This is a genomic window from Roseibium limicola, assembly GCF_017313085.1.
Lineage (GTDB): Bacteria > Pseudomonadota > Alphaproteobacteria > Rhizobiales > Stappiaceae > Roseibium > Roseibium limicola.
The window spans coordinates 107,303-119,983 of record NZ_JAFLNF010000009.1; the positions used below are offsets into that span (position 1 = coordinate 107,303).

General features: G+C 60.0%; 11 protein-coding genes. 9 read left to right on the forward strand and 2 right to left on the reverse strand.

All coding sequences use genetic code 11. The features are described from left to right. Nucleotides 1-101 precede the first annotated feature (101 nt). The 8 genes from J0X15_RS18235 to J0X15_RS18270 all read left to right on the forward strand — a co-directional run bounded on the left by J0X15_RS18235 (nt 102) and on the right by J0X15_RS18270 (nt 10,159). The gene (locus J0X15_RS18235; RefSeq protein ID WP_206943915.1) at nt 102-2,384 is read left to right on the forward strand and encodes an NADP-dependent malic enzyme; all 2,283 of its coding nucleotides are present in this window, start codon (nt 102-104) and stop codon (nt 2,382-2,384) included. A 350-nt stretch (nt 2,385-2,734) separates the two neighbouring features. Beyond that, the gene (locus J0X15_RS18240) at nt 2,735-3,397 is read left to right on the forward strand and encodes a phosphoribosylanthranilate isomerase (protein WP_206943917.1); all 663 of its coding nucleotides are present in this window, start codon (nt 2,735-2,737) and stop codon (nt 3,395-3,397) included. 26 nt (nt 3,398-3,423) lie between these two features. After that, nucleotides 3,424-4,617, forward strand: a complete 1,194-nt coding sequence (gene trpB / locus J0X15_RS18245) for a tryptophan synthase subunit beta (protein WP_209015463.1) — start codon at nt 3,424-3,426, stop codon at nt 4,615-4,617. Between the two features lie 378 nt (nt 4,618-4,995). Next, a complete protein-coding gene (locus tag J0X15_RS18250) occupies nt 4,996-5,220 on the forward strand; it encodes a hypothetical protein (RefSeq protein ID WP_206943920.1) in 225 nt (74 codons plus the stop codon). 159 nt (nt 5,221-5,379) lie between these two features. Continuing rightward, nucleotides 5,380-6,213: a tryptophan synthase subunit alpha gene (gene trpA, locus J0X15_RS18255; protein WP_206943928.1), complete on the forward strand. Its 834-nt coding sequence runs from the start codon at nt 5,380-5,382 to the stop codon at nt 6,211-6,213. Nucleotides 6,214-6,361: 148 nt separating this feature from the next. Beyond that, nucleotides 6,362-7,288, forward strand: coding sequence for an acetyl-CoA carboxylase, carboxyltransferase subunit beta (gene accD / locus J0X15_RS18260; RefSeq protein WP_206943930.1), 927 nt, complete (start codon nt 6,362-6,364; stop codon nt 7,286-7,288). 173 nt (nt 7,289-7,461) lie between these two features. Further along, on the forward strand, nt 7,462-8,778 hold the full coding sequence (locus J0X15_RS18265) for a bifunctional folylpolyglutamate synthase/dihydrofolate synthase (protein WP_209015449.1): 1,317 nt from the start codon (nt 7,462-7,464) through the stop codon (nt 8,776-8,778). 58 nt (nt 8,779-8,836) lie between these two features. Further along, entirely contained in the window at nt 8,837-10,159 is a 1,323-nt protein-coding gene (locus tag J0X15_RS18270; protein WP_206943932.1) for a hypothetical protein, read from the forward strand. Here J0X15_RS18270 and J0X15_RS18275 read toward each other — a convergent pair. Together J0X15_RS18275 and J0X15_RS18280 are read right to left on the reverse strand one after the other, a co-directional pair. Beyond that, nucleotides 10,149-11,054, reverse strand: coding sequence for a methylated-DNA--[protein]-cysteine S-methyltransferase (locus J0X15_RS18275; RefSeq protein ID WP_206943934.1), 906 nt, complete (start codon nt 11,052-11,054; stop codon nt 10,149-10,151). The genes J0X15_RS18270 and J0X15_RS18275 overlap by 11 nt on opposite strands. A gap of 96 nt (nt 11,055-11,150) precedes the next feature. After that, on the reverse strand, nt 11,151-11,603 hold the full coding sequence (locus tag J0X15_RS18280) for an Lrp/AsnC family transcriptional regulator (protein ID WP_206943936.1): 453 nt from the start codon (nt 11,601-11,603) through the stop codon (nt 11,151-11,153). 158 nt (nt 11,604-11,761) lie between these two features. On the opposite strand from J0X15_RS18280, the gene rocF reads away from it, so the two are divergent. Then, entirely contained in the window at nt 11,762-12,679 is a 918-nt protein-coding gene (gene rocF, locus J0X15_RS18285) for an arginase (RefSeq protein ID WP_331461954.1), read from the forward strand. The last annotated feature ends 2 nt before the right edge of the window (nt 12,680-12,681 follow it).

The window sequence follows — 12,681 nt, forward strand, 5'->3', positions numbered from 1 at the left end:
CTTTCACAATTGCTATGCCATTCCAGGCCTTGAGTGGGCAATTTTCAGGGGATAAGGTCTCAGCCCCCGTGAGGGAAAGCAGGTAGAGGAAACGCGCTAAAATGTCCGCCAAGTCAAAGTCGCCGAAGACGACCATAAGCTTCACCGATCAGGAAGCCCTGAACTTCCACCAGGAAGGCCGCCCGGGTAAGCTTGAGATCACTCCGACGAAACCCATGGCGACCCAGCGCGATCTTTCGCTGGCCTATTCGCCGGGCGTGGCGGTGCCGGTTCTTGCCATTGCCGAAGACCCGAGCAAGGCGTTCGATTACACCACCCGTGGCAATATGGTCGCTGTCATTTCCAATGGCACCGCCATTCTCGGCCTTGGCAACCTTGGCGCACTGGCCTCCAAACCGGTGATGGAAGGCAAGGCGGTCCTGTTCAAGCGTTTCGCCGACGTCGATTCGATCGATCTGGAAGTGGATACCCAGGACGTCGAGGAATTCATCAGCGCTGTGCGCTACCTCGGCCCATCCTTTGGCGGCATCAACCTGGAAGACATCAAGGCTCCCGACTGCTTCATCATCGAGCAGCGCCTGCGCGAGCTGATGGACATTCCGGTCTTCCATGACGATCAGCACGGAACCGCCATCATCGCCGCCGCTGGTATCATCAACGCCCTGCACATGACAGGTCGCGACATGGCGACCGCCAAAGTCGTTTGCAACGGCGCCGGCGCGGCAGGCATCGCCTGCATCGAGCTGGTCAAGGCAATGGGTATTCCACACAACAACGTCACCCTGTGTGACACCAAGGGCGTCATCTACAAGGGCCGCACCGAGGGCATGAACCAGTGGAAATCCGCCCACGCCATCGAGACCGACGACCGCTCGCTTTATGACGCACTGAAGGGCGCTGACGTTTTCCTTGGCGTTTCCGTCAAGGGCGCGCTGACCCACGACATGCTGCGGGCAATGGCGCCGAACCCTATCATTTTCGCCATGGCCAATCCGGATCCGGAAATCACTCCGGAAGAAGCCGCCGAAGTGCGGGACGATGCCATCGTCGCCACCGGTCGTTCCGATTATCCCAATCAGGTCAACAACGTCCTCGGCTTCCCTTACATCTTCCGTGGCGCCCTGGATGTGCAGGCAACAACCATCAACGACGAGATGAAGGTCGCTTGCGCCAAGGCTCTGGCGGAACTGGCTCGGGAGGAAGTGCCGGATGAGGTCGCCGCCGCCTATCGCGGCAATCGGCCGAAGTTCGGGCCGGAATACATCATTCCGGTGCCCTTCGATCCGCGCCTGATGTCGACCATTCCGCCGGCCGTCGCCCAGGCGGCGATGGACAGCGGCGTGGCGCGCAAGCCTATCGTCGACATGGACGCCTACAAGCAACAACTGTCGGCCCGCCGTGATCCGGTCGCCGGCACTCTGCAGCGCATCTTCTCCAAGGTGCGCCAGATGCCGAAGCGCGTTGTCTTTGCCGAGGGCGAGGAGGAGCCAGTCATCCGCGCTGCCGCCAGCTTCGTCAGCCAGGGTCTGGGTGAGGCGATCCTGATCGGCCGCGAAGACGAGATCCAGAAAGTCGCACAGCATGCAGGCGTCGATATCAGCCGCGCCGGGATAACCATCCAGAACGCGCGCCTGTCCAACCGCAACAGCGATTATGCCCAGTATCTCTACGGCCGCCTGCAGCGCAAAGGCTACCTGCTGCGGGACTGCCAGCGCATGGTCAACAACGACCGCAACTACTGGGGTGCGATCATGGTTGCCCGCGGCGATGCGGATGCGATGGTTACAGGCGTGACGCGAAACTATTCTGTTGCGCTCGACACGGTACGCTCCTGCATCGACACCAAGCCAGGCCACCGGGTTATCGGCGTCTCGCTGGCGCTTGCCCGTGGCCGGACCGTTCTGATTGCCGATACGGCGGTCATCGACATGCCGACATCGGAAGAACTGGCGGATATCGCCGAGGAAGCAGCCCATGTCGCCCGCAAGCTCGGTTACGAGCCGCGCGTCGCCATGCTGGCCTATTCGACCTTCGGCCATCCGAAGGGCGAGCGCTCGGAGAAAGTTCAGGAAGCCGTGCGCATTCTGGACCGTCGCCGCGTCGATTTCGAATACGACGGTGAAATGGCAGCCGACGTGGCGCTCAATATGGACAAGATGGGCGCCTATCCGTTCTGCCGTCTGTCCGGTCCGGCCAATGTGCTGGTCATGCCGGCGTTCCACTCCGCCTCCATCTCGACAAAGATGCTGCAGGAACTGGGTGGCTCCACCGTCATCGGCCCGCTTCTGGTCGGCCTCGACAAGCCGGTGCAGATCGTTCCACTGGGCGCCAAGGACAGCGACATCGTCAACATGGCCGCCATCGCTGCTTACAATGTGACGTAAGGCCGGGTTGTTCTTTTCAAACTGTGTGGCTCACCGATCCCGGCTCGCACTTCGTTTGGCCGGGATGACGAGAAATAGACCTCTTTCGTCATCCCGGACGAAGCATAGCGAAGATGCGGGATCGGTGAGCCGCGACACTTGCAGTTCAGAAAATCCGGCGGCATCTCGGGTTGCCGATTTGAAATAGATATCAGAACGGGAAGATCCCCACCCCACGAGGGGGAGGGGTTGATCACTTTCACCTCACACTCCCCGGAGACTTTGGCCAAAGCCGAATTTGGCAAAGTGGGATGGATTGACTAAGTAGCGTGGATAGCCAAGGTTACTCGGCCTCAGAATTGAAAGACGTCATGACCGATCTTCTCATCAAAATTTGCGGGATCTCGACGGAAGAGACCATGCAGGCCACCCTCGATCTCGGGGTGGATATGGTCGGGCTGGTGTTTTTTCCGAAAAGCCCGCGCCATGTGTCTCTGACGCAGGCCTGCAAGCTGGCCGACATGGCGCGTGGCAAGGCGAAGGTTGTGGCGTTGACGGTCAACATGGATCTCGACAGCCTGTCGCGGATCAATGAGCTGGTGGCCCCGGACATTTTCCAGTTTCACGGCAATGAGACTCCGGAAGCCTGCGCGGCTGCCAAAGTCATGTACAACAAGCAGGTGATGAAGGCCGTGGCGATTTCAGACAGGTCCGATCTGGAAGAAGCGCTCTACTATTCCATCGTCGCCGACAGACTTCTGTTCGATGCCAAACCGCCGAAAGGGTCCGACCTTCCCGGTGGCAATGGCGTCACCTTTGATTGGGATCTTCTCAAAGACCTTGACCTTGCAAAGCCCTTCATGCTTTCCGGGGGGCTGGATGCGTCGAATGTGGCGCAGGCCATCACCCGATCCGGCGCGACAGCGGTGGATGTCTCCTCCGGCGTGGAGCGGGAAAAGGGCGTAAAGGACATCGAGAAGATCCGCGCGTTCGTGGCGGCCGCCCGAAGCGTTTCACCAGTGGCAGGGGAGTAATTCAGTTGACCACCTTGGCAAACTCCATGCGGTCCGGTCCCGATGACCGTGGCCATTTCGGGATTTTCGGCGGGCGCTATGTCGCCGAAACCCTCATGCCGCTGATCCTCGATCTGGAACAGGCATATAAAGACGCGAAAGCTGATCCGGCCTTTGCTGCAGAGATCACGTCACTGAACAAGCATTATACCGGACGGCCCTCGCCGCTGTATTTTGCCGAGCGGCTGACGGAGCATCTGGGCGGCGCCAAGATCTACTTCAAGCGCGACGAGCTGAACCACACCGGCTCGCACAAGATCAACAACTGCTTGGGTCAGATCCTCCTGGCCATGCGTATGGGCAAGACCCGCATCATCGCCGAGACTGGCGCTGGGCAGCACGGCGTGGCAACCGCCACCGTTTGTGCCCGTTTCGGCCTGCCTTGCGTTGTCTACATGGGCGCCACCGATGTGGAGCGTCAGAAGCCGAACGTCTTCCGCATGAAGCTGCTGGGCGCTGAAATCGCTCCGGTGACCGCCGGTGCCGGCACCTTGAAAGATGCCATGAACGAGGCATTGCGCGATTGGGTAACCAACGTCGACGACACCTATTATCTGATCGGCACCGCGGCTGGACCGCATCCGTATCCTGAGATTGTTCGCGATCTTCAGTCGGTGATCGGGCAGGAGACACGCGAACAGATGATGGAGGCCGAAGGCCGCCTTCCTGACGTTCTGGTGGCCGCTGTCGGCGGCGGTTCTAACGCCATCGGCCTGTTCCACCCGTTCCTGGACGATGAAGGCGTGCAGATCATCGGCGTGGAAGCCGGGGGCCATGGCCTCGAAGGCCAGGAGCATTGCGCCTCGATCACCGCCGGAAAGCCGGGGGTTCTGCATGGCAACCGGACCTATCTGTTGCAGGATGACGACGGCCAGATTTTCGAAGGTCATTCGATCTCCGCCGGTCTTGACTATCCGGGCATTGGCCCTGAGCATTCCTGGCTGAAGGACACAGGCCGGGTAGACTATGTTCCGATCATGGACACGGAGGCGCTCGAGGCTTTTCAGCTGCTGACCAGGATCGAGGGCATCATTCCGGCACTTGAGCCGGCCCATGCACTGGCCCATGTGGTCAAGTTGGCGCCGACCCTGGACAAGGACAAGATCATCGTCATGAACCTCTGTGGGCGTGGGGACAAGGATGTCTTTGCCGTGGGCGAGATGCTCGGCTTTGATCTCTGATTGATCGCCTCTGCCGGTCCCTGAGAGGCACATGGCTCAAACACAACAAGGCGCTGCCCATCGGGCGGCGCTTTTTTCATTTCTGCGTTTATCGCGGTATTTGTATCGATTTAAACTCGATTGTTTCACGTAAAACAGGTCGAAAATCACCTTTGGCTGTCAGATAAGCCGATCCGACATGGCAGCCCTGCGCTCACTGCATTGCAGTGCACTGTTATAAATTTCAATAAGTTAGAGCTATTCCGTTTCTGCATTGCTGCTGCGCAACATCAACTGTTGCGGCATGAACGAGCAGGGCTATTATTTGGTCAGAAGTTAATCACGGCGCCGCCCCGAGGGGCCTGCTGCCGATCCCTGAAGACCGAAAGGAACAGTCTCATGGCTCTTACATATGCCGCTTCCCCGCTCGATGGCCTCTCTCACGCCTGGGCCTCTTTCTCCAAGAGCTGCGCAGTATTTTTTGAAGAAGTTGGTCGTGCCCGTGCAGCCCGCGCCCTCTACGCCGAATTCTCCACCATGAGCGATGATGAACTCGATGCCCATGGCCTGAAGCGTTGCGACGTTTCCCAGACCGTTTATGCCAAGGTCTACGACCTGCGCTAAGCCGACCTTTCAATCCGCTCCAAAACCTGTGCGTCGGCCACAAGGTCAAAAATGGCGCACCGGGCGGATTGACAGGGGGAGGCCCTGCCCCCTACATCCTTCAGACGTGCAAAATGCCAGTTCCCACGGCATTTTATGGATGATCAGGGTAGGTGTTGGATGACCGAAACGCGTATCGACCGCCGCTTCAAGGCATGTGCGGAACAAGGCCGGCCGGCGCTGGTGACTTTTATCACCGCAGGCGACCCGGACCTGGAAACCTCCGCCAAGATCCTGCAGGCCATGCCGGCAGCAGGGGCCGACTTGATCGAGCTCGGTATGCCGTTCTCCGATCCGATGGCGGAAGGTGTGCCGATCCAGCTCGCGACCCAGCGGGCTCTGGCTGCGGGCCAGACCATGGACAAGACCCTGAACATGGTTCGGGAGTTCCGCAAGCATGATGACGACACGCCGATCATTCTCATGGGCTATTACAATCCCATCTACGTCCGCGATCCATTGGTTTTCGTCAAGGAAGCCAAGGAAGCCGGCGTTGATGGTCTGATCATCGTGGACATTCCGCCGGAAGCTGATGATGAACTGTGCATTCCTGCCATGGAAGCCGGTTTGAACTTCATCCGTCTGGCGACGCCGACCACCGATGACAAGCGTCTTCCGGCGGTCCTCGCCAACACCTCCGGTTTTGTCTACTATGTCTCTGTCACCGGCATCACCGGGTCTGCCAACATGAATGCCACCAACGTGGCCGCGTCGGTCAACCGCATCAAGGGTCATACGGATCTGCCGGTTGCCGTCGGCTTTGGCATCAAGACGGCAGACGACGCAGAAAACGTCGGCAAGAATGCAGACGGGGTTGTAGTCGGATCTGTGCTGGTCAGCGCGATCAAGGACAGCCTGGATGCCAATGGCGCCGCCACTGAAAAGACAGTTTCTGCCGTTACCGACCTGATTACCTCACTGGCAGAAGGCACGGCACGGGCACGCAAGAGCTAAAATAAAGACTAAACCAAAAGCGGCTTCTCTCTTGTCGAATAGCCGCTTTCGGTTGTCATCACCGTCGCGAAAGGATAGAGAGGAGCCCACTCGGCCGGGTCCTCCTTATCCGGTATAGTGCAGAATATAGTAAGAACGGACGCGTCTCGTGAACTGGATCAACTCCCTCGTTCGGCCAAAAATCCGCGATCTTCTGAAGAAGCGCGAGGTCCCGGAAAACCTTTGGATCAAATGCCCGGAAACGGGTGAGATGGTGTTCCATCGCGATCTGGAGGCCAACCATTGGGTCGTGCCGAATTCCGGTCACCACATGCGCATGCCGGCGCGCAAGCGGCTGGATACATTCTTTGACGGTGGTGTCTATGAGAACATCAAGACACCGGAAGTCGTGGCCGATCCGCTGAAATTCCGTGACAGCAAGCGCTATGTCGACCGGATCAAGGAGTATCGCTCCAAGACCGGCGAAGAAGATGCTGTGCACGTTGCCAAGGGCAAGGTCAATGGCGCGGACTTTACCGCAGCCGTTCAGGACTTCGCCTTCATGGGTGGCTCGCTTGGTATGGCTGCCGGCGAAGCAATCCTCAAGGGTATGGAAACCGCCGTTGCCAATCGGACCCCCTTCGTCATGTTCACAGCATCTGGCGGTGCGCGCATGCAGGAAGGTATCCTGTCGCTGATGCAGATGCCGCGCACCACGGTCGGTGTGCAGATGCTGCGCGAGGAAGGTCTTCCCTACATTGTGGTGCTGACGAACCCGACCACGGGTGGCGTTTCCGCGTCCTATGCGATGCTCGGGGATGTTCACATCGCTGAGCCGGGCGCTCAGATCGGCTTTGCCGGTCGCCGGGTTGTCGAGCAGACCATTCGCGAAAAGCTGCCGGACGATTTCCAGAGCGCCGAATATCTGCTTGAGCACGGCATGGTCGACATGGTCGTCAACCGGCTTGAGATGAAAGAAACGATTTCGCGCATTTGCGGCATCCTGATGAAACAGGAGCGAGCTTCTGCCGCTGAAGCGGCGACTGCCGTGGAAGTGGCTGTAGAGCCGGACGCAGGCGACAAAGCAACCGCTTGAACCAAGTTTGAGCTGGATAAATTGAATGGCCTCGTTAAAAACGGGGTCGTTCTCGGGCAAGCGCAAGCCTATACTTGTCTCCGGGAGAAGGTACAGGTTGCGTTGGGAGCCAGTCGGCAGACAGCTGACGGTTTGCCCAGTGGAGGGCAGGGACCTTGATCCGCGAGGACGCCTTGGATCAGATTACCGCTATTCTCGACCGCCTGCTGGCGTTGCACCCCAAGGAGATAGATCTCTCGCTTGGCAGGATGGAACGATTGCTTGCGGCTTTGGGCTATCCGGAAAAGCGCCTGCCGCCGGTGATTCATGTCGCCGGGACCAACGGCAAGGGCTCCGTGACCGGCACCATGCGGGCCATTCTGGAAGCCGGTGGCAAAAGCTGTCACGTTTACACCTCACCGCATCTTGTCTCGTTCAACGAGCGCATCCGTCTGGGCAGCACTGGCCAGTTTGTCGATGACGCCAGGTTGTTCGAGGCGCTTTTGCGCTGCGAGGAAGTCAACGCCGGACAGGAAATCACCTTCTTCGAAGTCACAACGGCTGCTGCCCTTCTGCTGTTTGCCGAAGAGCCGGCCGACGTGCTGCTTTTGGAAGTCGGACTGGGCGGACGTCTGGACGCCACCAACGTGATCGACAAGCCCTGGGCGACGGTCATCACGCCGGTTTCCATGGATCATGAAAAATTTCTCGGCACACGTCTGGCGGAAATTGCGGCGGAAAAGGCCGGGATCATCAAGCCCGGCTGTCCGGTGGTGATGGCGCCACAGGAGCCAGAGGCCGAAGAAGTGATCATTCGCGCTGCAGCGCGAGTGGGCGCTCCGGTTGCGATTTTCGGACAGGACTTTACCGCCTATCAGGACAATGGCCGTCTGGCCTACCAGGATGAGGAGGGCTTGCACGACCTCCCGCTGAGCAACCTGATCGGCAACCACCAGGTCATCAACGCCGGGGTGGCGATTGCCGCTTTGAAGGCCGCTGACCTGTGGCCCGGCGATGTCGCTGCCGAAATGGGCCTGCGCCGCATCAACTGGCCCGGACGCCTGCAGCCGCTCACCCAGGGGCCTCTGGTGGATCGGTGTCCCGAAGGGGCGGAGATCTGGCTGGACGGTGGCCACAATCCCGGTGCCGGCGTGACGATTTCAACCTTCATGGGAGAGCAGGAAGAGCGGACGCCCCGCCCCCTGTACATGATCTCTGCCATGTTGACGACGAAGGACCCCGTCGGATTTTTCCGGCCGTTTGCCGGGCTCGTGCGTCATGTTGCCTGTGTTCCGATCACTTCGTCGACCACGGCGCGGGATCCGTTTGAACTGGCGGACCATGCCCGCACTGCCGGTCTGGAGGCGACGCCGTTTGAGCGTCTGGAAGATGCGATTGCCGATGTCGTTGCCTGTGCCCAGAAAGACGGCGAGGCGCCCCGCATTCTGATCTGCGGATCTCTGTACCTCGTTGGCGAAGTTTTGGCGGCAAATGGCATGGCGCCGCAATAACGCCCAAGATTATGACGACACTCGCCTATTCAACTGTGCGTCGAAACTGGAGGAATGGGTGCTGGGTCTGAAATCGTTTTTCCGAGATCACCGTCGACCCGCTGGCCGAGGTATTGCCCCGAGAGCCCATAGGACTGGGCATCTGGCCTCAGCGCTGGGGCTTGTCCTGTCCCTGCTGGCCACACTGCCCGCTGCTGCTATCACCGACACGTTCGAGACCGCGCCGGAGCGCGATCCTGCAGATGCACTGCAAGTGCCGCTGAAGGGGCCGGGCTATGAACTTCTTCCCCCTGCCCGTCCCGAACAGGGCTTTCGGGTCTACACTTTGCAGGAAGAAAGCGGGGTTGTGACACTAAAGGGTGACGGCCTGGCTCTGCAGCGGCTGAAGGAAATCAGCGTGCTGGAGGGCCTGCGGCAGGCCCAGACGACGGAAAGCTTCATGGCTGGGGTCAAGCAGGCCGCGGGAAAGCCGGTTGATTTTGTTCAGAACACGGTGGCCAACCCGATCGGCACGGCCAAGGATACCGCCGCCGGCGTCGGCAAGGTTCTGAGCCGCATTTCAGATGGCGTGGAGAAGGCCGTGACAGGTGAGATCACCTCTGCCGGTGACCTGGCGCGCACCTTGACCGGACAGGCGGAAGCCCGCCGTGAGCTTGCCTTCAAGCTCGGCGTCGATCCTTACACCACTTACGCGCCGCTGGCCGAGGCGCTCGACAATGAGGCGACCGTCTCCACCGCCGGAAGCCTGGGGATCAGTGCGGTTCTGGCACTTGTGCCCGGTGGCCTTGCCATGCGGGCAGTCGGCGCGACGGAAGACCTACGCGAGATGGTTCTGGAAGAAAGCCGCGAGGAGTTGATGAGCCGGACACGCCAGGCGCTCATCTCGCAGGGGATCGCGGCAGAAACCACGGATCGCCTGCTTCAGAATCCGCATTACACGCCGACGGAACTGGCAGTGATCGCTTATCACCTGAAGGATATGGGTGCTTTGAAGAACAAGTCGGTGCTGGTGGCTCAGGCAGCCGATGCCGAGGAGCGCGGCCTGGCCTATGCAGAGCTGCGCCGCATCGTGCTGCTTCTGAATTATCACCGTACAGTCAGCCCGCTCAGCAACATGCGGCTGGTGTCAGGTCTTCCGGTGGCCCTGTCGGCGAATGGTCATGCTTTGCTGGCCCTGCCCTATGACACGGTCGCCTGGACGTCGGAAATGGCCAGTCGGCTTATTACGATTCAGGCCAAGCTGGAAAACGATCCGTTTCCGCCAACCTTGGTGCAGCTGATGATGCCGGGCGACATGACGGATTTGGCGGCCGAGCGCCTGACCTCTTTCGGCTGGGATCTCACGGCAACCCTGCCGATGCCGGACAGCGTCATTCACTGAGACTGCGGCCGAATTCCCATCCCAGGATGGCGCGTTTGCGCGTCAGGCCCCAGTGGTAACCGCAAAGCGATCCGCTTTTGCCCAGGACTCGATGGCAGGGCACGACGAAAGAGATCGGATTGCGTCCGACCGCCGTGCCGACAGCACGGGAGGCCTTGGGATTGCCGAGCCTTTCGGCGATATTCGAATAAGTCGTCGCCTTGCCCATCGGGATAGACAGCAGCGTTTCCCAGACTTTCAGCTCGAAATTCGAGCCGATGAACACCAGCCGCAATGGGGTGTCCTCCTGCCAGGCCTGCGGATCAAACACCCGCGCCGCAAAGGGCGCCGTCGCCTCATGGCTTTCGACATAGTGTGCCGCCGGCCACCTCCGGGTCATGTCGGCCAATGCGGCTTCCCGCTCATTTTCCTCGCAAAACGCCAGCCCGGCCAGCCCCTTGTCGGTGATCATCAGAAGCGCGATGCCGAAAGGTGATGGGTGGTAGCCATAGGAGATGGTCAATCCCTTGCCGCGCTCGCGGTAGGCGCCGGGCGTCATTGCCTCATGGGTGACGAAGAGGTCATGCAGCCGACTGGAGCCGGACAACCCCACCTCATAGCTGGTGTCGAGCACAGTGGCGGCATCTTCCAGCAGGGACTTGGCGTGGTCCAGCGTCAAGGCCTGCAGAAACTGCTTCGGTGTGAGACCGGCCCAGCGCGAAAACACCCGTTGCAGCTGGATTGGCTGCAGGCCGGAATCGCTGGCGAGTTCTTCGAGGCTGGGTTGATTGCGCCAGTCGTGGGTTAGCCGTTCCAGCGTCCGCCGCACCACATCATAGTCGGCGGAGCTCTCACCGGTGATCGCGGCAGGGGCGGCATTCTGCAACAGGGCTGCGGGAGATAGCGATTGTGTCATGTCACGGCTCATGGATTTCTGGTCTCGTCTTGAGCAAGCCTAGGGCACAAGTATGCGGCGCGGCGACCCGATTTGCGAGCCGTCGGGGTCAAGTCTCTAGGCCCGCTCTGGCGGAACCGACTTGACAGAGCCTTTGCGCGTGGTCAGCAGCAGGTTGGTTTCCGTGTTGGCAATGCCATCGATCAGCCTGATCCGGTTGAGCACTTCGTCGAAGGCGGCCAGATCGCGTGTGGCAATGTCGAGAACCAGATCCCACTTGCCGTTTGTCGAGTGAATGGCGCGCACTTCCGTCATCGCCGAGAGGATCTTGACCACGGGGTCAGCATTGCGCCCGGCAATCGCCATCAAGGTGACCGCGCGGATCGGCAGATCGCGGCCGTCATCGCGCAAGACGACAGTATAGCCCAGGATCTCGCCACGGTCTTCGAGCCGGGAAATCCGCGCTCGCAGGGTCGCTCGTGCGACCTTCAGCTCGTCGGCCAGATCAGAAACGGATCGTCGCGCATCTGACCGAAGTGCTGAGATGATCTGCAGGTCAAGTGTGTCCATATTATCCAGTTTGATAGATTGATCTTATCATTATGGTAAAATCATCTTCCCAATTGCGCAAGTCTGACGATTTACACCGCCGCACCTCCTTGCGATGATTTGGTCGAAGTTTCGCAACAGGAAAACCGGAAGGCCAGACAGTGACAGCTCAGGAAATCATCTTGGTAGGTGTACCGCTGGAAGAAGGCGCACCGACGCGCGGCTGTTGCATGGGCCCGGATGCCTATCGGACCGCGGGTCTTCGGCAGGAGCTTGAGGCCTTTGGCCACTCGGTGCGCGATCTCGGCAATCTTCGCAAGGAGGAGGTCGAACCCCTCACCTGCGGTAATCCGGCGGTCAAGAACCTGGAGGCGATGGCTGGCTGGACCCGTTCCATCTCCAAGTGCTCATCCAAGCTGGGACGCGATCCGGTGTTCCCGATCTTCATGGGCGGCGATCACGCTCTCGCGGCTGGAAGTGTCGCTGGACTAGCAGAAGCCGCAGCCGAGAGCGGGCGGCCGTTGTTCGTGCTCTGGCTTGATGCGCATCCCGACTTCAACACTCTGGAAAGCACCGAGAGTGGCAACCTCCATGGTACGCCCCTCGCCTTTCTCTGCGGGCTCCCCGGCTTTGATAGCTATCTCGGAGAGCCGGTGAGGCATCCTCTGGCACCGGAGCATGTCGAGGTTCTGGGCGTGCGCTCCATCGACGCGAAGGAGCGCCAGCTTCTGGTGAAAGCGGGAGCCGGTGTCAGCGACATGCGCCGCATCGACGAGGAAGGCATCGGTGCACCGCTGCGCCAGTTCCTCGACCGGGTGAAACGCCACAACGGCCTGCTGCATGTCAGCCTGGATGTCGATTTCCTCGACCCGGGGATTGCGCCCGCCGTCGGCACCACGGTGCCAGGCGGTGCAACCTTCCGCGAGGCCCATCTGGTAATGGAGATGCTGCACGACAGCGGTCTCGTTTCCTCCCTCGATCTGGTGGAACTCAATCCTTTTCTTGATGACCGTGGTCGCACGGCCCGTCTGATGGTTGATCTGGTGGCCTCGTTGTTTGGCCGCCGCGTGTTTGACCGCCCAACCCGGAGCTTTTGACC

What these genes read in the sequence shown, in the direction of transcription:
- trpA (WP_206943928.1), top strand. Translation starts at nt 5,380, where the DNA reads ATGACCGAAACGCGTATCGACCGCCGCTTCAAGGCATGTGCGGAACAA.
- J0X15_RS18275 (WP_206943934.1), bottom strand. Translation starts at nt 11,054, where the DNA reads ATGACACAATCGCTATCTCCCGCAGCCCTGTTGCAGAATGCCGCCCCT.
- trpB (WP_209015463.1), top strand. Translation starts at nt 3,424, where the DNA reads ATGCGGTCCGGTCCCGATGACCGTGGCCATTTCGGGATTTTCGGCGGG.
- J0X15_RS18280 (WP_206943936.1), bottom strand. Translation starts at nt 11,603, where the DNA reads ATGGACACACTTGACCTGCAGATCATCTCAGCACTTCGGTCAGATGCG.
- J0X15_RS18240 (WP_206943917.1), top strand. Translation starts at nt 2,735, where the DNA reads ATGACCGATCTTCTCATCAAAATTTGCGGGATCTCGACGGAAGAGACC.
- J0X15_RS18235 (WP_206943915.1), top strand. Translation starts at nt 102, where the DNA reads ATGTCCGCCAAGTCAAAGTCGCCGAAGACGACCATAAGCTTCACCGAT.
- J0X15_RS18250 (WP_206943920.1), top strand. Translation starts at nt 4,996, where the DNA reads ATGGCTCTTACATATGCCGCTTCCCCGCTCGATGGCCTCTCTCACGCC.